This is a genomic window from Micromonospora sp. B006 (genome assembly GCF_003408515.1).
In the GTDB taxonomy this organism is placed as follows: Bacteria; Actinomycetota; Actinomycetes; order Mycobacteriales; family Micromonosporaceae; genus Micromonospora; species Micromonospora echinospora_A.
On the sequence record NZ_CP030865.1, the window covers coordinates 5,749,575 to 5,772,234 of the forward strand.

Annotated in this window: 19 protein-coding genes; 6 read left to right on the forward strand and 13 right to left on the reverse strand. The window is 73.3% G+C overall.

Going from position 1 to position 22,660, the window contains the following annotated elements; genetic code table 11:
* Positions 1-55: 55 nt before the first annotated feature.
* From MicB006_RS25800 to MicB006_RS25810, 3 genes are all read right to left on the reverse strand, one after another.
* The gene (locus tag MicB006_RS25800; RefSeq protein ID WP_116509586.1) at positions 56-709 is read right to left on the reverse strand and encodes a hypothetical protein; all 654 of its coding nucleotides are present in this window, start codon (positions 707-709) and stop codon (positions 56-58) included.
* Positions 710-818: 109 nt separating this feature from the next.
* The gene (yaaA, locus tag MicB006_RS25805; protein WP_116511823.1) at positions 819-1,622 is read right to left on the reverse strand and encodes a peroxide stress protein YaaA; all 804 of its coding nucleotides are present in this window, start codon (positions 1,620-1,622) and stop codon (positions 819-821) included.
* 16 nt (positions 1,623-1,638) lie between these two features.
* Positions 1,639-3,243 carry a hypothetical protein gene (locus tag MicB006_RS25810; protein WP_116509588.1) on the reverse strand — a complete coding sequence of 535 codons (1,605 nt, stop codon included), beginning with the start codon at positions 3,241-3,243 and terminating at the stop codon, positions 1,639-1,641.
* A 119-nt stretch (positions 3,244-3,362) separates the two neighbouring features.
* Here MicB006_RS25810 and MicB006_RS25815 point away from each other — a divergent pair, with 119 nt between their 5' ends.
* Positions 3,363-4,403, forward strand: coding sequence for an App1 family protein (locus tag MicB006_RS25815; RefSeq protein WP_225980505.1), 1,041 nt, complete (start codon positions 3,363-3,365; stop codon positions 4,401-4,403).
* A gap of 91 nt (positions 4,404-4,494) precedes the next feature.
* Here MicB006_RS25815 and MicB006_RS25820 read toward each other — a convergent pair whose 3' ends face one another.
* The gene (locus MicB006_RS25820) at positions 4,495-5,475 is read right to left on the reverse strand and encodes a zinc-dependent alcohol dehydrogenase family protein (RefSeq protein WP_116509592.1); all 981 of its coding nucleotides are present in this window, start codon (positions 5,473-5,475) and stop codon (positions 4,495-4,497) included.
* A gap of 81 nt (positions 5,476-5,556) precedes the next feature.
* Here MicB006_RS25820 and MicB006_RS25825 point away from each other — a divergent pair, with 81 nt between their 5' ends.
* Positions 5,557-5,916, forward strand: coding sequence for a helix-turn-helix domain-containing protein (locus tag MicB006_RS25825; protein ID WP_116509594.1), 360 nt, complete (start codon positions 5,557-5,559; stop codon positions 5,914-5,916).
* Between the two features lie 68 nt (positions 5,917-5,984).
* On the opposite strand, the gene glgB is transcribed toward MicB006_RS25825, so the two are convergent.
* The 8 genes from glgB to glgA form a co-directional block, all read right to left on the reverse strand.
* The gene (gene glgB / locus MicB006_RS25830; RefSeq protein ID WP_116509596.1) at positions 5,985-8,093 is read right to left on the reverse strand and encodes a 1,4-alpha-glucan branching protein GlgB; all 2,109 of its coding nucleotides are present in this window, start codon (positions 8,091-8,093) and stop codon (positions 5,985-5,987) included.
* Positions 8,081-10,180, reverse strand: a complete 2,100-nt coding sequence (locus tag MicB006_RS25835) for an alpha-1,4-glucan--maltose-1-phosphate maltosyltransferase (protein ID WP_116509598.1) — start codon at positions 10,178-10,180, stop codon at positions 8,081-8,083. Before MicB006_RS25835 ends, glgB begins: the two co-directional genes overlap by 13 nt.
* A 100-nt stretch (positions 10,181-10,280) precedes the next feature.
* Positions 10,281-11,126, reverse strand: a complete 846-nt coding sequence (locus tag MicB006_RS25840; protein WP_116509600.1) for an SDR family oxidoreductase — start codon at positions 11,124-11,126, stop codon at positions 10,281-10,283.
* A 100-nt stretch (positions 11,127-11,226) separates the two neighbouring features.
* Positions 11,227-12,942, reverse strand: coding sequence for a 3-ketosteroid-delta-1-dehydrogenase (locus MicB006_RS25845; protein ID WP_116509601.1), 1,716 nt, complete (start codon positions 12,940-12,942; stop codon positions 11,227-11,229).
* Between the two features lie 14 nt (positions 12,943-12,956).
* On the reverse strand, positions 12,957-14,186 hold the full coding sequence (locus tag MicB006_RS25850; RefSeq protein WP_116509603.1) for an NADH:flavin oxidoreductase: 1,230 nt from the start codon (positions 14,184-14,186) through the stop codon (positions 12,957-12,959).
* Positions 14,183-14,779 (reverse strand): TetR/AcrR family transcriptional regulator, encoded by a 597-nt coding sequence (locus tag MicB006_RS25855; RefSeq protein ID WP_225980506.1) that lies wholly within the window; start codon positions 14,777-14,779, stop codon positions 14,183-14,185. The genes MicB006_RS25850 and MicB006_RS25855 overlap by 4 nt, the downstream gene beginning before the upstream one ends.
* Positions 14,780-14,868: 89 nt before the next feature.
* Positions 14,869-15,597 (reverse strand): bifunctional 2-polyprenyl-6-hydroxyphenol methylase/3-demethylubiquinol 3-O-methyltransferase UbiG, encoded by a 729-nt coding sequence (locus MicB006_RS25860; RefSeq protein ID WP_116509607.1) that lies wholly within the window; start codon positions 15,595-15,597, stop codon positions 14,869-14,871.
* Between the two features lie 98 nt (positions 15,598-15,695).
* Positions 15,696-16,907 carry a glycogen synthase gene (gene glgA, locus MicB006_RS25865; protein ID WP_116509609.1) on the reverse strand — a complete coding sequence of 404 codons (1,212 nt, stop codon included), beginning with the start codon at positions 16,905-16,907 and terminating at the stop codon, positions 15,696-15,698.
* A 94-nt stretch (positions 16,908-17,001) separates the two neighbouring features.
* On the opposite strand from glgA, the gene glgC reads away from it, so the two are divergent.
* Both glgC and pgm read left to right on the forward strand, forming a co-directional pair.
* Positions 17,002-18,234, forward strand: a complete 1,233-nt coding sequence (gene glgC, locus MicB006_RS25870; protein WP_116509611.1) for a glucose-1-phosphate adenylyltransferase — start codon at positions 17,002-17,004, stop codon at positions 18,232-18,234.
* 34 nt (positions 18,235-18,268) lie between these two features.
* On the forward strand, positions 18,269-19,912 hold the full coding sequence (gene pgm, locus MicB006_RS25875) for a phosphoglucomutase (alpha-D-glucose-1,6-bisphosphate-dependent) (protein WP_116509613.1): 1,644 nt from the start codon (positions 18,269-18,271) through the stop codon (positions 19,910-19,912).
* Between the two features lie 3 nt (positions 19,913-19,915).
* Here pgm and MicB006_RS25880 read toward each other — a convergent pair whose 3' ends face one another.
* The gene (locus MicB006_RS25880; RefSeq protein ID WP_116509615.1) at positions 19,916-20,845 is read right to left on the reverse strand and encodes an NAD(+)/NADH kinase; all 930 of its coding nucleotides are present in this window, start codon (positions 20,843-20,845) and stop codon (positions 19,916-19,918) included.
* A gap of 146 nt (positions 20,846-20,991) precedes the next feature.
* Between MicB006_RS25880 and MicB006_RS25885 the strand changes: the two genes are divergently transcribed.
* Together MicB006_RS25885 and MicB006_RS25890 are read left to right on the forward strand one after the other, a co-directional pair.
* Positions 20,992-21,720, forward strand: a complete 729-nt coding sequence (locus MicB006_RS25885; RefSeq protein WP_116509617.1) for a sugar phosphate nucleotidyltransferase — start codon at positions 20,992-20,994, stop codon at positions 21,718-21,720.
* Complete coding sequence (locus tag MicB006_RS25890; RefSeq protein WP_225980507.1) at positions 21,720-22,613, forward strand: NAD(P)-dependent oxidoreductase; 894 nt, start codon at positions 21,720-21,722, stop codon at positions 22,611-22,613. The genes MicB006_RS25885 and MicB006_RS25890 overlap by 1 nt, the downstream gene beginning before the upstream one ends.
* The last annotated feature ends 47 nt before the right edge of the window (positions 22,614-22,660 follow it).

Genomic DNA, 22,660 nt, shown 5'->3' on the forward strand with positions numbered 1-22,660 from the left:
CAAGTCGCCCCTCGCGCAGGTCGCCCGCCGGGCCGGGCCCGGGCGGCCGGGCCGGTCAGCCGGCGGCGGCCAGCTCCGCGCTCTCGGTGATCCGGGTCCGGTACTCCCCGTTGGGCACGATCACCAGGAAGCAGCCCGCACCCGGCCGCAGCGCCGCCGGCACCTCCAGCAGCGCCGCGCTGCGGACCAGCACCGCCGCCAGGTCGCGGTCGGCCAGCCGGATGCCGAGGCAGTGCCGGCGTACGTGCCGGCCACCGGCGAGCAGCGCCGCCCGCCAGGCCGCCGCCGCCAGCCGGGGCCGCCAGAGCCGCCGCGCCGCCGAGGCGCCCGGGAACGGCCCGCCGAGCAGCTCCCGGCGGCCCTGCCGCCAGCCCGTGGTGAGCAGATTCGCGTACGCCGCCCGGTGCTGCGGCGGCACCGCCAGCCGGTGCAGCTCGTAGCGGCGGCGCAGGCCACCGGTGGTCAGTTCGTGCTGCACCGGCACGTCGAGCCGCCCCAGCAGCTGCCGCATCCGGTGCGACGCGTCCTCGCGGTTGAACTCGGCGATCCCGCCCCGGTGCGGTCCGGGGTCCAGGCGGCGTACGTCGGCGGCCGGCGGCGGCGTGCAGCGCACCATGCAGGCGATCTCGAAGGCGTCGGTCAGGGTCAGCCAGTCCAGCGGCGGGGACGGGCGGGGGCGGTCGAGCAGCGAGGTGGGCTCGGCGAGCATCGGCTCAGCTCCTCGGGTCAGAGTCGGGGTACCTCTACCGTCGTCGCCAACCGCCGGGCCGGGAACCGATGCGGCCGAGCCTTGAGCAAAATTTGCGGGAAGCCCGCCGTCAGAGTTCGGTGACCACCAGGTCGACCTGCCGCGGCCGCCCGGCCGACCGGGGTGCCTCCTCGACCGTGTACTTGAGGTCCCGCAGCGCGCCCACCAGCGCGTCGACGGTACGCGGCCGGGCGTCGGCGAGCAGCAGGTCCCGCACCAGGCGGCCCTTCGTCGCCTTGTTGAAGTGGCTCACCACCGAGCGGGTCGGCGTGCCGTCCACGGTCCGCTCGTGCAGCACCCGCACCGTCACCGTGCGTTCGGCGAGCGCGCCGCCCGGCGTCCACGTCGCCGCGTACGCGCCGGAGCGCAGGTCCAGCACCGGGCCGCGTCCCGCGGCGGGCTCCAGCACGGGGCCGAGCGCGGAACGCCAGTACGCCGACAGCGACCCGAGCCCGGGCAGCCGCGCCCCGATCGGGCAGCGGTACGGCGGGATCCGGTCGGCGAGGCGTACTGCGCCCCACAGCCCGGAGCTGATCAGCACCTGGCGGCGGGCCGCCCGCTGCGCGTCGGCGGGCAGCGTGTCCAGCCCGAGCGCCTCGTAGAGCACCCCGGTGTAGAGCCGCCCGGCGGGGGCCGTGGCCGCCTCCCGGAGCCGGGCGTTGCGCCGCAGTTCGCCGCGCTGCCCCTCGGTCAGGCCCAGCGCGGTCCGGGCCGCCGCCTCGTCCGGCCCGGCGCACAGGTCGACGAGCGCGGTCAGCGCCGCCTCCCGGGCCGGGTTCAGCTCGGTCAGGGACAGCCGGGACAGGTCCAGCCGGCGGCCGGTGCCGGCCTCGGCCTTCCCCTCCGACGGGGGCAGCAGGATGAGCACCGGCACAGCGTACGGGCCGGGCTCAGCGCCACGGCCGCACGGCACGGTCGGGGTGGTACACGCGACTGCCGCCCACCTCGGCCACCACCGCCGCGTCGGCGCGCTCGCCCAGCAGCCGCCGCAGCGTGCGCTCGGCGGGGGAGCCGACGTCCACCACGTACCCGGGCCGCGCCGCGCGCGCCACCCGCTGCCAGTACGCCGGATAGCGGTTCTGCCCCGGCGTCAGCGCGCCGTCGAGCACGCCGCAGGCGACAGTCTCCCCGGTGTTGAAGATCAGCCGGTTGCAGGTCCAGTAGTCCCCGTACACCTCCTGCAGGCCGGCCCGCCGGACCGTGTCCGCCAGCCGCCGGGCCGCCTGCTCCTCGGCGCGTACGCCCGGCACGCCGGCCAGGAACGCCACGGTGCCAGCGATCGTCGCGGCGGTCAGCGCGGCCAGCACTGCCGCCGTCGTGGCGCCGCCGAGGCGGGCGGCCCGTCCGGCGGTGGCCCGCAGCGCGTGCGCGGCGGCCAGCCAGAGCGGCCACAGCACGGCCGGCAGCGAGATCTGCAGCACCGACAGGTAGCGGGCGTTGCCCAGCGGGTCGGTCGCGGCGAGCGGGCTGCGCACGTACGCCAGCAGGGTCAGCGCCGCGCCCACGACCAGGGCGAGGATCGCCGCGGCCCGGACCCGCGCGGCGTGGTCGGCGGCCCTGCGGTAGGCGACCAGGCCGAGCGCGGCGGCGGCCACCAGCAGCACCGGGTAGAGCAGGCCGAACCACTGCGCCCAGCGCGCGCAGCCGTCCATCGGGCACAGGCCGGACGCCAGCGGCACCCCCTCCAGCAGTCCGCCGCGCAGCCGCTCGGCGAGCGACGGCGCGACGCCCTCCTTGGTGCTGATCTCGCGGAACACCGACAGCGAGTCCTGCCCGGGCGGCGCGACGATGTTGTCCTTGACCACCGGGGCGATCCCGGCGGCGAAGCCCGCCACCAGCAGCACGCCCGGCCAGCCGATCAGCTCCCGGGGCACCGCCAGGACCAGCACCACGCCCGCCACCGGCAGGTACGGCGTGATCAGCCAGTCCGACCAGAGCGCCAGCCCGGCGAGCAGCCCGAACGCGCCGGTGGCCAGCCAGCGGTGCCGGACCCGGTCTTCACCGAGGGCGACCGCGAGCAGCAGCATCGCCAGCACCGCCGGCTTCACCTCGGGCCGGCCCCCGACCACGGTGAGCTGGTCGCGGACCACCCGCTCCGAGCCGAGCGCCAGCAGGCCCACCACGACCACGGCGAGCCAGGGGGAGAACAGGCGGCGGGTCAGCCGGTACGCCAGCCACAGGAACACCGCGAAGAGCGCGACCAGCGGCAGCCGCAGCACCGGCCAGCTCGGGCCGGCCCAGCCGACCAGCGGCGCGGCCAGGTAGGACTCCAGCACGCCCATGTAGCGCTGGCCGTAGAGGAAGACCGGCCGTTCCCGGCCGGCGGCGATGTGCAGCGCGGCCAGTCCGAACGTGGCCTCGTCGCTGTTCGACGCGGGCACTGTGAGCAGCGTCAGCGCCAGGCGGTAGCCGACACCGGCCACGCCGAGCAGCAACGCTGCCAGCGCCGGCGCGTCCGGTCGCCGTCGTACCGGGTTCCGCTTCGCTGTCGACACGACCAACGCCCCCGTCGTCGCCCCGACCGCAGTCTGTCACGGCGCGACGCGGCTCCGAGGGCCGATCGGTGTGGATCACTCGCGTGGCCGGGCCCGGCCGGGTGTGGCAATGTTGCAGCGTGCCACCCACACCACCGGACCAGCTTGCCGTGCCGCGACTGCACCGCGCCGCGCGCTTCGAGGACGCCGTGCACGGCCTGGTGGAGCGCCGGTTGCGGCGCACCGGGTGGCAGCCCAACATCATCGCGTACGCGGGCTACGGCGCCCCGGGCTGGGCGCGCGTGCTCTGCCGGGTGCTGCTCGGCCGCCCGGACACGCGGCGGCGGGGCCGCCTGGACAAGGTGCGGGGCTGGCGCAGCTTCGCCACGCTGCCCGCGAAGCACGTGAAGGTGACCATCGAGGCCGACGGCGTGCGCCAGGAGGTGACCGCCGACCGCAGCGGCTTCGTCGACACCGTGATCGAGGCCGACTTCACCCCCGGCTGGGGCTGCGTACGCCTCAGCGTCGCCGACGCCGAGCCGGTGGAGGCGCTGGTCCGCGTGCTCGACCCGGCCGTCCGGTTCGGCATCCTCTCCGACATCGACGACACCGTCATGGTGACCGCGCTGCCCCGGCCGCTGCTGGCCGCGTGGAACACGTTCGTGCTGGACGAGCACGCCCGCACCGCAGTGCCGGGCATGGCGGTGCTGTACGAGCGGCTGGCCACCGCCCACCCGGGCGCGCCGGTCTTCTACCTGTCCACCGGCGCCTGGAACGTCGCGCCGACGCTGACCCGGTTCCTGTCCCGGCACCTCTACCCGGCCGGGCCGCTGCTGCTCACCGACTGGGGGCCGACCGCCGACAGGTGGTTCCGCAGCGGCCGGGAACACAAGCGGGCCACGCTGGCCCGGCTGGCCCGGGAGTTCCCCGAGGTGCGGTGGCTGCTGATCGGCGACGACGGGCAGCACGACCCGGAGATCTACCGGGAGTTCGCCGCCGCGCACCCGGATCACGTCGCAGGGGTGGCGATCCGGCAGCTGTCGCCGACGCAGTCGGTGCTCGCCGGCAGCCTCCCGGCACCGCCCGGACGTTCCTCGTCCGGCCCGATCGGCCAGAAGTGGCTCAGCGCCCCCGACGGCGCCGGCCTCTGGAAGCTCCTCCGCGAAGCCGACCTGGTCTGACCGCCGGCCCCTCCTCTTCGCGTCGATCATGAGGTTGACCGCCTTGTAGAGATCCACAACTGCCGTCAACCTCATGATCGGCGGCCGACTGTTACGGCGTCACCACGATCTTGCCCGTCGCCGTTCCCTTCTCCAGGTACCGGTGCGCCTCGAAGATGTCGTTCAACGTGAACACCCGGTCCACCATCGGTTGCAGCACGCCGGTGCGGACACCAGCGGCCAGGAACGCGGCGACGCGCCGGGCGGTCACCGGGTCGACCATGTCCGCAAAACTCATGTAGCGATAGATGGTCAGTGACGGGTTCGCCGGGAACGACGCCGGGCGCGGGTCCAGCCAGCCCACCGTGGCCAGGGTGCCGCCGAGCTTCGCAGCCAGCGACAGCTCGGCCAGGCCCGGGCCCATGACAGCGTCCAGGATGATGTCGGCGCCCACCCCACCGGTGTGCCGCCGGGTGGCCTCCCCGATGTCCTCCCGGTCGGTGGCGATCACCGCGGCGGCTCCGGCGGCCAACAGGCTCTCCACTTTGGCGCTCTGCCGGGTGACTGCGATCGGCACGGCGCCGATCTGGTTGGCGATCTGGATCGCGGCCCGCCCGACACCGCCCGACGCCGCGGTGATCAGGACCTGGTCCCCAGGCCGCATCCCGGCTCTGTCCACCAGCGCGCCGTAGGCGGTGAAGTACGACACCCAGAGCGCCGCCGCAGCGACGGGCTCCAGCCCGGCGGGCCGTGGCACCACCCGGTCGGCCGACAGCACGGTGTACTCGGCGTACGCGCCCCTGGTCTCGAAGTCGGGTATCGCACCGAGGATGACCGGGTCGCCGACGGCCAGCCCGGTCACCCCGGACCCGAGCGCGTCGATCACACCGGTCCCCTCGACGCCCAGCCGCGCGTGCGGCAACGGCACGGGCTGCGGGGACTGCCCGACCCGGACCATCTGGTCGAGCGGGTTGACCGCGAAGGCTTCGATCCGTACGCGTACCTCGCCGGCCGCGGGCTCGACGACCGGCTCATCGACGACGCGCAGAACGTCCGGACCGCCGGTCTCGTCGAACACGACTACTCGTGGCATGAATGGCTCCTTGTGTTCCTGAAGGGCTTCGTCGCACGACGCTACGGAGCCGATAGGAACCCGCTGGTACCTTTTGGCCTTGTGCACGACACTCCGGGCCAGGTCTTCCTCGCCGATTGCCCCACCCGCCTGGCGGTCGAGATCATCACCGAGAAGTGGGCGGTGATCGTGCTGTTCGCACTCAGCCTGCAACCACGACGCCCGGGCGAGCTGGCCCAACTCATCGGCGGCATCTCCCACAAGGTCCTCACCCAGACCCTGCGCCGCCTGCAGGCATACGGCCTGGTCGAACGCCACGCCTACGCCGAGGCGCCCCCACGCGTCGAGTACAGCCTCACCCCACTCGGGCAGACCCTGGTCGAGCCGATCAAGGTTCTGACCGACTGGGCTCGAGACAACGGCGAAGCGATCATCGACTTCCAGGAACAGAACGAGCGCTGAACCAACCCGCCCAACCGAAGACGCTGTCTCAGTGCCGGCCGCCGTGGCTGTTCTGGCGGTACTCGCACTCAGGCAGTTGCGGGTAGGAGCCAGAGCACGCCGAGCGGGGGGACGCGCAGGGATACCGAGGCGGGCAGGCCGTGCCACGGCACGTTCTCCGCGTGCACCTCGCCCAGGTTGCCCACGCCGGAACCGCCGTAGTGGTGGGCGTCGGTGTTCAGCGCCTCGGCCCACGTACCGGCCGCCGGCAGGCCGATCCGGTAGTCCTCCAGCGGCAGCGCGGAGAAGTTCGCCACACAGACCAGCGTCCGCCCGTCCGGGGCGATCCGGATGAACGACACCGCGTTGTTCGCGACGTCGTCCCCGGCGATCCAACGGAAGCCGGCCGGGTCGGTGTCCTGCGCCCAGAGCGCCGGGGTCTCCCGGTAGACCCGGTTCAGGTCGGCGACCAGCCGCTGCACGCCCGCGCGCGCCGGATCGTGGGTGAGGTACCAGTCGAGGCCGCGCTCCTCGCTCCACTCCCGGTCGTCGGCCAGCTCGCAGCCCATGAAGAGCAACTGCTTGCCCGGGTGCGCCCACATGTACGCCAGCAGCGCCCGCGTGGTGGCCAGTCGCTGCCAGGTGTCGCCGGGCATCTTGCCCGCGAGCGAGCCCTTGCCGTGCACCACCTCGTCGTGGCTGATCGGCAGCACGTAGTTCTCGCTCCACGCGTACGCCAGGGAGAACGTGAGCTGATGGTGGTGGTGCTGCCGGTAGATCGGGTCCTTCGAGGTGTAGAGCAGGGTGTCGTGCATCCAGCCCATGTTCCACTTGAACCCGAACCCGAGCCCGCCCTCGGAGGTCGGCTTGGTGACGCCCGGCCAGGCGGTGGACTCCTCGGCGATCATCAGCACGCCCGGGTGGTGCCGGTAGACGGTGGCGTTCACCTCCTGGAGAAACGCGATCGCCTCCAGATTCTCCCGGCCACCATGCACGTTCGGCGCCCACTGTCCGTCGGAGCGGGAGTAGTCCAGGTAGAGCATCGAGGCGACCGCGTCCACGCGCAGCCCGTCGATGTGGAACTCGTCCAGCCAGTACAGCGCGTTGGCGACCAGGAAGTTGCGGACCTCGTTGCGGCCGAAGTCGAAGACGTACGTGCCCCAGTCGGGGTGCTCGCCGCGACGCGGGTCGGGGTGCTCGTACAGCGGGGTGCCGTCGAAGCGCGCGAGGGCCCACTCGTCCTTCGGGAAGTGTGCCGGCACCCAGTCCAGGATCACCCCGATGCCGGCGGCGTGCAGCCGGTCCACCAGGTACCGGAAGTCGTCCGGGTCGCCGAACCGGGCGGTCGGCGCGTAGTAGCCGGTGACCTGGTAGCCCCACGAGCCGCCGAACGGGTGCTCCATCACCGGCAGGAACTCCACGTGGGTGAAGCCCATCTCCAGCACGTACGCGGTGAGCTGCTCGGCCAGCTCCCGGTAGCCGAGGCCGGGCCGCCACGAGCCCAGGTGCACCTCGTACACGCTCATCGGCTCCTGGTGCGGCGCCTGCCGCGACCGGCGCGCGAGCCAGTCCGCGTCGCCCCACTCGTACCGTGACTCGTGCACCACCGACGCGGTGGAAGGCGGCACCTCTGTGCGCGCGGCCATCGGGTCGGCCTTGTCCCGCCACCGGCCGTCCGCGCCCAGGATGCGGTACTTGTAGCGGCTGCCCACCGGCATGCCCGGCACGAAGATCTCCCACACGCCGCTGGACCCCAGCGACCGCATCGGCCAGCCGTCGTCCGGCGCCCAGCCGGTCACGTCGCCGACGAGCCGCACGGCGCGCGCGTTCGGTGCCCAGACGGTGAACGCGACGCCCTCGTCGAAGACCCGGGCGCCGAGCGCCGCCCAGAGCCGCTCGTGGCGGCCCTCGCCGATCAGGTGCAGGTCGAGTTCACCCAGCGTGGGCGGATAACGGTACGGGTCGTCGTGCGCCGTGCCGTCCACCTCGACCCGGTAGTCGAGCACCTCGCCGGGCAGTACCGCCTCGAAGACACCGGCGTCGTGCACCCGCTTCATCGGGTGCGCCTCGCCGTCGACGAGCAGCGTCACCTCACCGGCGCCCCGGCGCAGCGTCCGGATCGTGGTGCTCCCGCCGGCCGGGTGCGCGCCGAGCACGGCGTGCGGGTCGTGTACCTCGCCGGTGATCAGCTGGTCCATCGGGCGTCGTCCTTGTCGGCCGGTGCGGTCGGGGCGGTGCCGCCGGAGAGGTCGGCGGGTACGTCTTCCACTGTGAGGTCCGGCGCGGCCGGGTGCTCCGGTTCGGCGACGGTCTCCGGTGCGGCCGGGCGGCGCACGGTGAGCACGTGCGCCGGTTGCAGGTACGGGTCGAGGCGCACCGCGTTGCGCTGCCCCCAGTCGTACTCGGCGCCGGTCAGCTCGTCGCGCACGGTGAACCGCTCGTGCCAGTCCAGGCCGAGCGCCGGCATGTCGAGCGTCGTGTTGCCCCACTGCACCTCGCGGGAGTCGAACGAGCAGACCACGATCACCGTGTTGCCGCTGTCCGGGTCGTGCTTCGACCAGCACAGCAGCGCCGGGTTGTCGATGTCGTGGAACCGCAGGTTGCGCAGCTGGTGCAGGGCGGGGTTGTCCCGGCGTACCCGGTTCAGCGTGGTGATGAACGGCGCCAGCGACCGGCCCTGCGCCAGCGCGGCGTCCCAGTCCCGGGGCCGCAGCTCGTACTTCTCGTTGTCCAGGTACTCCTCGGCGCCGGGGCGGGCCACGTGCTCGAACAGCTCGAACCCGGCGTACATGCCCCAGGAGGGGGAGAGCAGCGCGGCCAGCACCGCCCGGATCTTGAACATCGGCGGCCCGCCGTGCTGCAACGACGAGTGCAGGATGTCCGGCGTGTTGGGCCAGAAGTTCGGCCGCATCCAGTCGACCGAGGCGACGAGCTCCTCGCAGTACTCCCGCATCTCGGCCGCCGTCGTGCGCCAGGTGAAATAGGTGTACGACTGGGTGAAGCCGATCTTGCCGAGCCCGTGCATGATCGCCGGCCGGGTGAACGCCTCGGCCAGGAACAGCACGTCCGGGTCCACCTTCTTGACCTCGGCGATAAGCCAGTGCCAGAAGTCGAACGGCTTGGTGTGCGGGTTGTCCACCCGGAAGATCCGGATGCCCTGGCCGACCCAGTGCAGCACCACCCGCAGCATCTCGGTCCGGATGCCCTCGGGGTCGTTGTCGAAGTTCAGCGGATAGATGTCCTGGTATTTCTTCGGCGGGTTCTCCGCGTACGCGATGCTGCCGTCGGCGCGGGTGGTGAACCACTCCGGGTGCTCGGTGACCCACGGGTGATCCGGCGCGCACTGCAACGCCAGGTCCATCGCCACCTCCAGGCCCTGCTCGGCGGCGGCGGTGACGAAGTCGCGGAAGTCCTCCGGCGTACCCAGATCGGGGTGGATGGCGTCGTGGCCGCCCTCGGCCGCGCCGATCGCCCACGGCGAGCCCACGTCGTCCGGCCCGGCGGTGAGCGCGTTGTTGCGGCCCTTGCGGTTGACCCGGCCGATCGGGTGGATCGGCGGCAGGTAGAGCACGTCGAAGCCCATCGCCGCGACACCCGGCAGCCGCTGGATCGCGGTGGCGAACGTGCCGGAACGGGCGGGGGCGTCGACTGTCGCCGGGATCGCGCCCTCGGAGCGGGGGAAGAACTCGTACCAGGCGGAGAAGAGCGCCCGCGGCCGGTCCACCCACAGCGTGTGCTCCGCGCCGGTGGTGACCAGCTCGCGCACCGGGTGCGCCCAGAGCAGGTCGGCCAGATCCAGCGCCGCGCTCACCCGCCGCGGCAGGTCCAGGTCGTCGTCGGTCAGCGCCCGCGCGGCTTCGCGTACGCGATCACGGTCGGCCTTCGGCACCAGGTCGAGCGCGGCGGTGAGCACGCGTACGCCCTCGGCCAGGTCGTTCGCCAGCTCGGCCGCGCCCTGGCCGGCGGCGATCTTCTTGGTGACCGCGTTCTGCCAGGTGAGGTACGGGTCCTGGAACGCCTCCACGGCGAAGCGCCACAGGCCCACCGCGTCCGGGCGGATGGTGGCGTGCCAGCGGTCCTGGCCGGGCTCGCCCGGGCGCATCCGGGTGAACGGGCGGGCCGCGCCGTCCGGGCCGAGCCAGACCACGTTGCACCCGAGCGCGTCGTGACCCTCGCGATAGGCCCGCGCCGACACCGGCACGACCTCGCCGACCACCGCCTTGGCCGGGTAGCGACCGCAGGAGACGACGGGGGAGACGTCTTCGATCGGGAACCGTCCAGTCACCCGCTCAACCTACTGCGCGAGATCCTTTCGCGCTCGGTTGCGCGTTGCTTCCACGGCGACGCGCCGGGCCCGGCCGCCCCGGGTGGACGGGCCTGCCGGGTCAGCGCCGGGCCCGCCACGCCTTGGCACGACGCATGTAGCGCAGCACCCCGGCCGGCCCGGTGGAGACGGGCCAGTCGTCGGTGCGGAAGTAGGCGTCCGAACCGCCGTCCAGGAAGATCACCGAACCGCAGAGGAAGTCGGCGGCCGGCGACAGCATGAACGCCACCCAATCGCCGACGTCCGCCGGCCTGCCGCGCCCGCCGATCGGCACCGGCAGCCCCTCGACCGCCTCCTTCTCGCCCCGGGCGATCTGCTCCTCCAGCAGCGGGGTGGCGATGATGCCGGGGGCCAGGACGTTCACCCGGATGCCCGCGCCGGCCCACTCCGGCGAGATCGCGGCGCGGCGTGCCCACCGCGTCACCGCCAGCTTCGAGCTCGCGTACGCGAACGGCGCCGAGCGCTTGCCGAAGCGCCCCACCACGCGCAGCGCCCGGTCCGCGTCGCGGTCGAGCAGGGCCCGTACGGCGCGCTCCGGCACCATCGGGGTGAGCGTGACGGAGTTCGAGCCGAACACTACGACCTTGCTGTTGCCGGCGGCGGCCAGCGCGGGTCGCCACGCCTCGAGCAACTCCACCACGCCGAAGAAGTTGACCTGCTGCACGAGCCGGTCCCGGCCGGGGATGCCGCCGAGCCCCGCGGCGCAGACCGCCCCGTCGAGCCGCCCTCCGGCGCGCTCCAGCACCTCGGTCGCAGCCGCCGCGCGCCCGGTCGGCGTGGAGAGGTCGGCGACGACCTCCACGTCCCGCAGGTCCACGCCGACGACAGTGTGCCCGTCGCGCCGCAGCCGCTCGGCGGACGCCCGGCCCATGCCCGAGGCCGCGCCGGTCACCGCGTACGTACCCATGTCGGTTCCTCTCCGCTTCGCCGACGGTCGGTCCGGGTCGGCCCGTGCGTCCTGCCGGATGCTGGCACGTCGGGCGGCCCCGGGTGCGACAAAACCGTGCCTAGTCCGCCGTCCGGCGGGCCGGGGCCCGGTCGGCGGCGGGGAGCTTGCCCGCCGCGTGCCGCCCGACGACGTAGCCGTAGACCAGGCCCTGGCCGATGGTCGCCCCGGCCCCCGGGTAGGTGCGGCCGAAGGCGTTGGCGGCGGCGTTGCCGATCGCGTACAACCCCGGGACCGGGTTCCCCGCGTCGGACAGCGCCCGGCCGAGGCCGTCGGCCCGGATCCCACCGCAGGTCCCGAGGTCGGACAGGACGACCCGGACGGCGTACAGGTTGCCGGCCAGGGGCCGCAGGTTCGGGTTCGGCGTCACCGTCGGGTCGCCGTAGTAGCGGTCGTACGCGCTGGCGCCACGCGCGAAGTCGTCGTCGACGCCGGCGGCGGCGAACTGGTTGAACCGCGCCAGGGTGGCGCTCAACGCGTCGGCGTCCACGCCCATCGACCGGGCGAGGTCACCCGGGGTGCCCGCGCGGTGCGCGATGCCCGCCGCGTACCAGGACTTCGGCAGCGGGGCGCGGGGGAACTGCGTGCCGGCGAAGACGTAGCTGTTGCGGTACCGCTGGTCGAAGACCAGCCACATGGCCGGCAGCGCTCCGCCCTCGTGGGCGAGGCCGAGCACCCGCTGCCCGAACGTCATGTAGTCGCAGGACTCGTTGACGAACCGGCGGCCCGTGCCGTCCACCATGAGCGACCCGGGCAGGGAACGCTCGGCGAGGAGCACCGACGGCGCGCCGTCGCCGACCGGCGCGACGGCGGGGAACCACCACGCCTGCTCCATCAGGTCGGTGCCGGCGCCCGCCTCCTGGCCGGCGCGGATCCCGTCGCCGGTGTTGCTGTCCGCGCCGAGGCTCCAGTCGCCCAGGTCACGGTGGTGGTGGGCGTGCCGCAGCGGCAGGTCGTGGTCGAAGCCGCCGGTGGCGAGCACGACACCCCGCTCGGCCCGTACGGCGAACGTCGTCTCCCCGTGGCGCAGCTCGGCCCCGACGACCCGGTCCCCCTCGACCAGGAGCCGCTCCAGCGCCGTCTCGGTCCAGACCGGGATACCGGCGCGGCGGACGCCGGCGAAGAGGCCGGCGGCGATGGCCTGGCCGCCGGCGGCGTACTCGCGTCCGAGCGCGAGGCCGCCGAGGCCCTGGGCGAGGCGGGTCACGATGCGGGGCAGCGCGCGAACCGGGGTCTTCGCCATCAGGTTGAGCCACTTGTAGTCCGCGCCGGTGACCGGCATGGGCACTGGTGCGGAGAGGACGGCGGGACGCAGCCGCGCGCGGTCGGCGCCGAGGAGCTTCAGGTCCAGCGGGCGGCACTCGCAGCTGCGGCCCTCGGCGGTGCCGCCGGGCAGCTCCGGGTGGTAGTCGGAGTAGCCACGGGCCCAGAGGAACCGCATCGGGGTGGTCCGCGTGAGCATCTCGATCGTGGCGGTGCCGTGCTCCAGGAAGCTGCGCCAGCGCTGTTCGGGCGCGGAGCCGTCCACGACGGCCTCCAGGTACGCCGCGCCGCGCTCGGGCGTGTCCCCGGAGCCCTCGGCGGCCAGCACGGGATTGGCGGGGATCCAGAAGGCGCCGCCGGAGCGCGCCGTGGAGCCGCCGACCCAGCGCGACTTCTCCACGACCACGACGGAGAGGCCGGCCTCGTGGGCGCTGAGCGCGGCGGCGAGGCCGGTGCCGGAGCCGATCACGACGAGGTCGACCGAGGTCGGACGGGGCTGCCGGGGTACGGACATCAGGAAACTCCTTGCTACGGGGCGACGACGGGGCGGGTGCCGGCGGCGACGAGCGCGGCCGTCCCCTCGGCGTCCAGGGGGCAGTGGGTGCCGGTGAAGATGCTGGCGGCGCAGAGGTTGCAGTGGGTGCAGCGCGACCGGGTGGCGGCGTCGCGGCTGATCCTGTTGATCAGGTCCGGCTCCCTGAGCAGGGCGCGGGCCATCGCGACGTACTCGAAGCCGTCGCTCATGGCCGTGCGCATCCCGTCGAGGTCGGTGACGCCGCCGAGCAGGATCAGCGGCATGGACAGCTCGCGGCGGAACTGGAGCGCGAGGTCGCGGAAGTAGAGCGGCTGGTAGGGGTAGTCGCGGAACAGGAACCGGCCGAACATCTTCATGCCGAGCCGCAGCAGCGGCGGCTGGGGCGCGGCCATCGCCGCGAGCGGGATGTCGCCCCGGAACAGGAACATCGGGTTGAGCAGCGAGGACCCGCCGGTGAGCTCCAGGGCGTCCAGGTGCCCGTCGGTCTGCAGCATCCGGGCGAACGGGATCGACTCGTCGAGATCGAAACCGCCGCGTACGCCGTCGCTCATGTTCATCTTGGCGATGACGGCCACGTCGTCGCCGACGGCCTCCTTGACGGCGGCCAGGATCCGGCGCGGGAACTCGGCCCGGTTGGCAAGCGCGCCGCCGAACTCGTCCCGGCGCCGGTTGAGCTTCGGCGACAGGAACGACCCGGCGAGGTAGGTGTGGCCCAGGTGCACCTCGACGGCGTCGAAGCCCACCTCGCGCGCCGCCGCGGCGGCGCTGCCGTGTGCGGCCACGACGCGGCGAATGTCGTCGTGCGTCGCGGCGCGGTCGAGGCCCATCGCCAGGGGGTTGAACCGCGCCGACGCGGCGAGCGAGGGCAGCCCGTTCGAACGGGAGTTCGCCACCGGCCCGGCGTGGCCGATCTGGGCGCTGACCTTGGCGCCGGTGGCGTGCACCGCCTCGGTCAGCCGCCGCAGCCCGGGCAACGCCTCGGGCCGCCAGTAGACCTGCCCCCGTTCGGTGCGCCCCTCGGGCGCGACGGCGAGGTAGGCGACAGTCGTCATGCCGACGCCGCCGCGGCCCACAGCGGTGTGGTACTCGATCAGGCGGTCGGTGACCAGGGCGTCCGGGGTCGCCCCCTCGAAGGTGGCGGACTTGATGACCCGGTTGCGCAGGCGAACCGGACCGAGGATGGCGGGGGCGAGCGGGTCGGGAATCGGGCGCGTGGTGGTCACGGGGCTTCCTCGGGTGTGGTGATGCGGATGTCCAGCAGACGCAGCAGGGCGTCGACGGCGTGGGCGGGCGAGCCGTCGGGGCCGCCGCGGGCCCAGTCGTACAGCGCGGCCTGGGCCGCCTCGCGGTACGCGGCGGCGACGGCGTGGCAGATCGCCGTCGGCGCTCCCGGTCGACGCCGGGCGATCTCCCGGGCGAGGGCCTCGGTCCAGGGCGCGTAGGCGCGGGCGGAGGCTTCCGCCAGCTCGGGTTCCTCGGCGACGACCCGCATCCAGTACCCGCCCGCGCTGAGCACGAGCGCGTCGTCGGAGACGGAGGCGACCACGGCGGCGCGCAGCGCGTCCGACAGCGGGATGTCGAGAGGCAGCGTGCGGAACGTCTCGGTCAGCCGCCGGGTGGCGGCGGGCACCCCCACCCAGGCGAGGGCGGCCTTGGACGGGAAGTGCCGCATCAGCGTGCGGGCACTGATCCCGGTGGCCGCGGAGATGTCGTCCCAGCCGGTGGCGCCGTAGCCGCGTTCGGCCCAGAGCCGCAGGGCCGCGGTGCCGACCGCTTCGGGATCGAGCACCGTGGGCCGGCCGCGTCGGCGTCGCACGGGCGGGGGGTCCGAGGCCATGTGACCAGTGAAGCATTTTTGTCAGGAAGCGTCAATAATCGGCGGCCGGCCGACGACGCGCTCCGGGTCTAGCTCGTCCGCTGCGCGACGAACACGAACTCCCGATCGGGGCGATCAGGTGCCTCCCGCACGTCGAGCACCCGGTATCCGGCGGCGGTCAGGCTCGACTCGACCTCGGCGCGCTCGCGGAACCGCAGCGTCGAGTCCGACGTGACCACTGCCCCGTCGGCCAGAAACCGGTAGGTGAAGCGGAAGGAGACGAACGGCAGGTCGATCGCGGTGACCCGGAAACGCCGTTCCACCCGTCCGACGCCCGGGACGGACCGGACGACCGGGCCGGTATCCGTCGCCCACTCCTCCCAGGCGCGATACTCGGGACGCCGGGTCTCGAAGACGAGATACCCCTCCGGCCGGAGCGCGGCGTGGATGCTCCGGAGCGTCCGTCCCCAGTCGGCGTCGGTCAGGAAGACCTGCGCCACGTTCCCGGTCATCGTGGCCAGGTCGGCGTCGAGCGCGGGCAGCGCCGTGGCGTCGCCGTGGATCCAGTGGACCGTGCCGGCCCCGTCCTTGGCCCGCGCGACGTCGAGGGACGCCTCGGCCGGGTCGACGCCGACGACCGCGTGCCCGTGCCGGGCCAGCAGGACCGCCAGCGACCCGGTCCCGCAGCCCACGTCGAGCACCGTGCGCGCGCCCAGCTCACCGACGAGCGCGAGGTAGGCGGCCAGGTCGTCCCGGTCGGAGTCGAAGGCGTCGTAGACCGGCGCGAGGCGCGGATGGGCGAAGATCGCATCGGGCATCGCGCGACCCTAACCCGGCCTGTGACGTCCGCACGTCGTAGCGCCCGGGTGCGGCGGGCCGCACCCGTTAAGAAGGGGCCCTTCCTCTACCGGAGGCGTTAAGAAGGGGCCCTTCCTTGCACCCCCACCGAGCGGTACACCTCGATCGTCTGCTCGGCGATCGCCTGCCAGGAGAAGTGCTCCACCGCCCGCCGCCGCCCCGCCGCGCCGAACGCCGCGATCCGCTCCGGGTCGGCCAGCAGCTCGTTCATGCGCGCGGCCAGGTCGGCCACGAAACGCTCCGGGTCCAGCGGGGTTCCGGACCCGTCGCCGGCCTGCTCGATCGGCACCAGCAACCCGGTCTCGCCGTCGGCGACCACCTCCGGGATGCCGCCCGTGGCGGTCGCCACCACCGCCGTCTCGCAGGCCATCGCCTCCAGGTTGACGATGCCCATCGGCTCGTACACGGACGGGCAGACGAAGATCGTGGCGTGGGAGAGCACCTGGATCACCTCGTGCTTGGGCAGCATCGCCGCCACCCAGACGACCCCCGACCGCTTCGCCCGCAGTTCGGCGGCCAGCTCCTCGACCTCGGCGGCGATTTCCTGGGTGTCCGGCGCGCCGGCCAGCAGCACCAGCTGGACGTCGGCGGGCAGTTCCCGGGCCGCGCGCAGCAGGTACGGCAGGCCCTTCTGCTTGGTGATCCGCCCGACGTAGACCACGCTGGGCCGGGACGGGTCGATGCCGAGCCGGTCGAGCACGTCGGTGTTCCGGTCCGGCGCGTACTGCGCGGTGTCGATGCCGTTGTAGACCACGCGGACCCGGTCCGGGTTCACCGCCGGGTACGCGGTGAGCACGTCGCGGCGCATCCCCGCGCTCACCGCGATGATCGCGTCGGCGGCCTCGAACGCGGTCCGCTCGCACCAGGAGGAGAGCGCGTACCCGCCGCCGAGCTGCTCGGCCTTCCACGGGCGCAGCGGCTCCAGGCTGTGCGCGGTGACCACGTGCGGCACCCCGTGCAGCAGCTTCGCGGTGTGCCCGGCCAGGTTGGCGTACCAGGTGTGGCTGTGCGCCACGTCGGTGCCGGCCGTACCGGCGGCCATCTCCAGGTCGACGCCCATGACCCGCAGCGCGGCGTTCGCGCCGGCCAGCGCGGCCGGCTCGGCGTACGCGGTCACGCCCTTCTCGTCGCGCGGCGCGCCGAAGCAGTGCACCCGCACGTCGGCGAGCCGGCGCAGCTCGCGGGCGAGGTATTCCACGTGCACTCCGGCGCCGCCGTACACCTCCGGCGGGTACTCGCGGGTGAGCAGGTCGACGCGCATCGGTGCCATGCCCGCACCCTAGTGCAGAGCGGCGTGTCGCACGCGGTGCGCAAGTGTGGGCGTCCGAGTGGTGAAGTCGGTTCCAGGTCGTTAGCGTCTGAGCATGGCTGCCAAGGTGCTCGCGATCGTCCTGGCCGGCGGGGAGGGCAAGCGCCTGATGCCCCTGACGACCGACCGGGCGAAGCCCGCCGTCCCCTTCGGCGGGATGTACCGCATGGTCGACTTCGTCCTGTCCAACCTGGCGAACGCCGGCTTCCTCAAGATCGTCGTGTTGACCCAGTACAAGTCGCACTCGCTGGACCGCCACATCACCAAGACGTGGCGGATGTCGACGCTGCTCGGCAACTACGTCACGCCGGTGCCGGCGCAGCAGCGCCGCGGCCCGTGGTGGTTCGCCGGCTCGGCCGACGCGATCTACCAGAGCTTCAACCTGATCAACGACGAGCAGCCCGACTACGTCATCGTCTTCGGCGCCGACCACATCTACCGGATGGACCCCCGGCAGATGGTCGACGACCACATCGCCTCCGGCGCCGGGGTGACAGTGGCCGGCATCCGGCAGCCGCTGTCGATGGCCGACCAGTTCGGCGTGATCGAGGTCGGCGAGGACGGCAAGCGCATCCGCGCGTTCCGGGAGAAGCCCACCGACGCGGTGGGGCTGCCCGACGCGCCGGACCAGATCTACGCCTCGATGGGCAACTACGTGTTCACCACCCGGGCGCTGTGCGAGGCCGTCGAGCGCGACGCGGCGGACAAGACCAGCAAGCACGACATGGGCGGCAGCATCATCCCGATGCTCGTCGAGCGCGGCGAGGCCAACGTCTACGACTTCAAGGACAACGAGGTGCCGGGCAGCACCGACCGCGACCGCGGCTACTGGCGGGACGTGGGGACGCTCGACTCGTTCTACGACGCGCACATGGACCTGATCAACGTGCACCCGGTGTTCAACCTCTACAACTTCGACTGGCCGATCTACACCGAGCAGCCGCCGTACCCGCCCGCCAAGTTCGTGCACGCCTGGGGCGAGCGGGTGGGCCGCGCGGTCAGCTCGATGGTGTCGCCCGGCTCGGTGATCTCCGGCTCGCTCGTGGAGAACTCGATCGTGTCGCCGAAGGTGAAGGTGCACTCCTGGGCGCACGTCGACGGCGCCGTGCTGATGGAGGGTGTCCAGATCGGCCGGCACGCCGTGGTCCGGCGCGCGATCCTGGACAAGAACGTCCACGTGCCCGAGGGCGCCGAGATCGGCGTCGACCGGGAGAAGGACCGCCAGCGCTACACCGTGTCCGACAACGGCATCGTCGTCATCGGCAAGGGCCAGCGCGTCGAGCCCTGAGCAAGCACCACCGCAACCCGAGGAGGATCCCGCAGTGGCCCACCCCCGTGCCGGCCAGCCCGCGCAGCCCGACGATCTGGTCGACGTGCCCCGGCTGGTCACCGCCTACTACGCCGAGCACCCGGACCCGAACGATCCGGCGCAGCAGGTCTCCTTCGGCACCTCCGGCCACCGCGGGTCGAGCCTGCGCCACGCGTTCAACTCCGACCACATCCTCGCCGTCACCCAGGCGCTCTGCGACTACCGGCGTGAGCAGGGCCTCGACGGGCCGCTGTTCCTCGGCCGGGACACCCACGCGCTGTCCGCGCCGGCCGAGGCCGACGCGCTGGAGGTGCTCGCCGCCAACGACGTCACGGTGCTGCGCGACAGCCGCGACGGCTACACCCCGACGCCCGCCGTCTCGCACGCCATCCTCACCCACAACCGGGGGCGGACCAGCGGCCTCGCCGACGGCATCGTGATCACCCCGTCGCACAACCCGCCGTCCGACGGCGGCTTCAAGTACAACCCCACCCACGGCGGGCCCGCCGACACCGACGCCACCAAGTGGATCCAGGACCGCGCGAACGCGATCCTCGCCGCCGGGCTCAAGGAGGTCAGACGCATCCCGTACGCGCGGGCGCGCGCCGCCGACACCACCGGCGAGTACGACTTCCTCGCCCGGTACGTCGACGTCGTGCCCGCCGCGCTGGACATCGACGCGATCCGCGACGCCGGGGTACGCATCGGCGCGGACCCGATGGGCGGGGCGAGCGTGGCGTACTGGGGCGAGATCGCCGAGCGGCACCGCCTCGACCTGACGGTGATCAACCCGCTCGTGGACCCGACCTGGCGGTTCATGACGCTCGACGGCGACGGCAAGATCCGGATGGACTGCTCGTCGCCGAACGCGATGGCGTCGCTGATCGCCGCCCGGGACGACTACGCGGTCTCCACCGGCAACGACGCCGACGCCGACCGGCACGGCATCGTCACGCCCGACGGCGGGCTGATGAACCCCAACCACTACCTGGCCGTGGCGATCGGCCACCTGTTCCGTACCCGGGAGCAGTGGGGCCCGGCCGCGGCGGTGGGCAAGACGCTCGTCTCCTCCTCGATGATCGACCGGGTCGCGGCCGACCTCGGCCGCCCGCTGCTGGAGGTCCCGGTCGGGTTCAAGTGGTTCGTGCCCGGCCTGCTCGACGGCGCCGTCGGCTTCGGCGGCGAGGAGAGCGCCGGGGCGTCGTTCCTGCGCCGCGACGGCGGCACCTGGACCACCGACAAGGACGGCATCCTGCTCTGCCTGCTCGCCGCGGAGATCATCGCCACCACCGGGCGTACGCCCAGCGAGCACTGGGCCGAGCTGGCCGACCGCTTCGGCGCGCCCGCGTACGCCCGCATCGACGCCCCGGCCGGGCGGGAGGAGAAGGCGGTCCTGGCGAAGCTCTCGCCGGAGCAGGTCACCGCCACCGAGCTGGCCGGCGAGCCGATCACCGCGATCCTCACCACCGCGCCCGGCAACGGCGCCGCGATCGGCGGCCTCAAGGTGACCACGGAGTCGGGCTGGTTCGCCGCCCGCCCGTCCGGCACCGAGGACGTCTACAAGATCTACGCCGAGTCGTTCCAGGGCCCGGAGCACCTGGCCCGGATCCAGGAGGAGGCCAAGGCGCTCGTCGACGGGGTGCTCGGGGCGTCCTGACGGTCAGCGGGGCGGGGGCAGCTCCCGGCGGTTGAACTGCTCCCGCAACCCGTCCGGCAGCAGCTCGCGGAGCTGGTCGGGCAGCAGCGGCAGGTCCAGCAGGCTCAGCTTGAGCTGGTTGCGCTCCTGGTAGCGGCGCGGGTCGAGGCGGACCACCCGGCCGGCGTCGCGGACGTACCGGATGTGCACCGAGCCTTCCGTCGCGGCCTCGCGGATCAGCAGCCCGTCCATCTCCACCGCCACCGGCGCCGAGTCCGCGCGCAGCTCCAGGTGCACCGTCTCGTGCGCGGAGAGCAGCACCGAGCGGGAGATCCCGGCCATCGGCGCCGACGGCGTCACCACCATCGCCTCCGTGGCCGGTGAGATCAGCGGGCCGCCGGCGGCGTAGCTGTACGCGGTCGATCCGGTCGGCGTGCTCACCACCAGCGCGTCGCAGCGGTAGTAGCCGTACCGCTGGCCGTCCACCGCCAGGGTCGCAGTGACGAAGCCGGCGCCGGGTTGCCGGACCAGGGCGATGTCGTTGAACGCCACCACGTCGTCACCGCAGACGTCGCAGGCCAGGCAGGCGTGCGACTCGACTGTGAAGTCGTGGTTCACCAGCCGTTCCAGGGCCCGGGGCAGGTCCGGCGGCTCCACCTCGACCAGGAAGCCCAGCCGGCCCAGGTGGACGCCGAGCACCGGCTTCGGGTCGCGGACGGCCAGGCGCAGCGCGCCGAGCATGGTGCCGTCGCCGCCGATGCTGATCAGCGCGGCGCAGCGGTCGGCCAGCTCTTCCGCGGCGATCGCCTCCACCGCGGCCGGCACGCGCGTGCGGTCCTCGGCGCGTACGGCGAGGGTGATCCGGTGCCGGGCCGCCCAGTCCACGACGATCCGCACCACCTCGGAGACGTCCCGGGTGGGGTGCAGCACCAGCCCCAGCACATCTCCCGCCACCGGTACAGCTCATCACAGCGGCGCGCGGCGCCGGGCCCACCCGCGGGCGCGAAGCCGGGGAAGTGCCCCCGAACAGGTGATTTCCGTACCCCCGTGCAGGCCCGGCTCGTTGGACGCGAGGTAGGGCGGGGACGAGCGGAGAGCCGATGCATGTCGTGATCATGGCGGGTGGCGCGGGGGTACGGCTGCGTCCCTACACCTCCACCCTGCCGAAGCCGCTCGTGCCCATCGGCGAGAGCTACGCGATCCTCGAGATCGTCCTGCGCCAGCTCGCCGATCGCGGCTTCACCCACGTCACCCTGGCGATCAACCACCTGGGCGCGTTGATCCGGGCCTTCGTCGGCGACGGCTCCCGGTTCGGCCTGGCCGTCGACTACGTCGAGGAGGACCGGCCGCTGTCGACCATCGGCCCGCTCTTCGGCATCCGGCACCGCCTGCCCGAGCACTTCCTGGTGATGAACGGCGACGTGCTCACCGACCTCGACTACGCCGACCTCCTGGCCACCCACGCGCGGTCGGGCGCGCCCCTGACGGTGGCCACCTACCGGCGTACCGTCAAGATCGACTTTGGGGTTCTGGAGCTGGCCGGCGACAAGATCACATCCTTCTCCGAGAAGCCGGTCCTGCACTACCGGGTGAGCATGGGGGTCTACGGCCTCTCCCGCAGCACCATCGCCCACTATCCGGCAGGGCAGCCGTTCGGGTTCGACCAGCTGGTGCTGGACCTGCTGGGCCGGGGCGAACCACCGGCCGGCTACGAGTTCGACGGCTACTGGCTGGACATCGGCCGCCCCGAGGACTACGACGAGGCCAACCGCTGCTTCGCCGAGGTCCGGGACCTGCTCCTGCCTGCCGGCGCCCCGGCCGGAGCATGATGCGCGTACTCCTCTTCGGCGCCGCCGGCTTCATCGGCGCTCACGTACGACGGGAGCTCGCCGCCACGGCGGACGTCGCGTGCCCGTCGCGCGACGAGTGCGACCTGGTCACCGCGGCGCCCGAGACGTTACGGGCGTTGCTCGACACGGTCCGGCCGGACGCGGTCGTCAACTGCGCCGGAGCGGTGAGCGGCGCCGCCGAGGATCTCGTCCGGGCGAACACGCTGGCGGCCGCCAGGCTGGTGGACGCGGTCGCCGACGCCGCGCCCCGCGCCCGACTGGTTCGCCTTGGCTCCGCCGCCGAGTACGGTCCCGTTCCGTTCGGCGCCGCGGCTGCCGAGGACCATCCCCCGGCGCCGGTCAGCGCCTACGGCGTGAGTCAGGCCGCGGCAACCCGCCTCGTCGAGTTGGCGGTCGCGGCCGGCCGGGTGGACGCGGTCGTGCTCCGGGTGTTCAACCCCGTCGGTCCCGGCATGCCCCGCACGACGCTGCTCGGCCGGGTGGCGGCGCTGCTGTCCCGCCTCGCGCCCGGCGAGGACCTGCGTACCGGCCCGCTGGACGCGTACCGGGACTTCGTGGACGTGCGGGACGTGGCCGCCGCGGTCCGGCGGGCGGTGACCGTCGCGGCGCCGCGGGCCCGTGTCCTCAACGTGGCGAGCGGCCGGGCGGTGCCGGTGCGCGACGCCGTCCACCTGCTGGTCTCGGCGGCCGGCCGGCCGGTCCGCGTCCGGGAGGACCGCCCACCGTCCCCCCGCTCCGCCGACGTGGGCTGGATGCGTGGCGACGTCGACCGGGCCGCCTCGGTCCTGGGGTGGACGCCCGAACACGACCTGTACGACTCGGTCGGCGCGCTGTGGAGCCAGGTGGCTCCGGCGGCGGCGCCGGCTCGTTGAGCCGACCCGGTACCGGTACGGCCGGACCGGCGAAGAGGAGGAGCGAA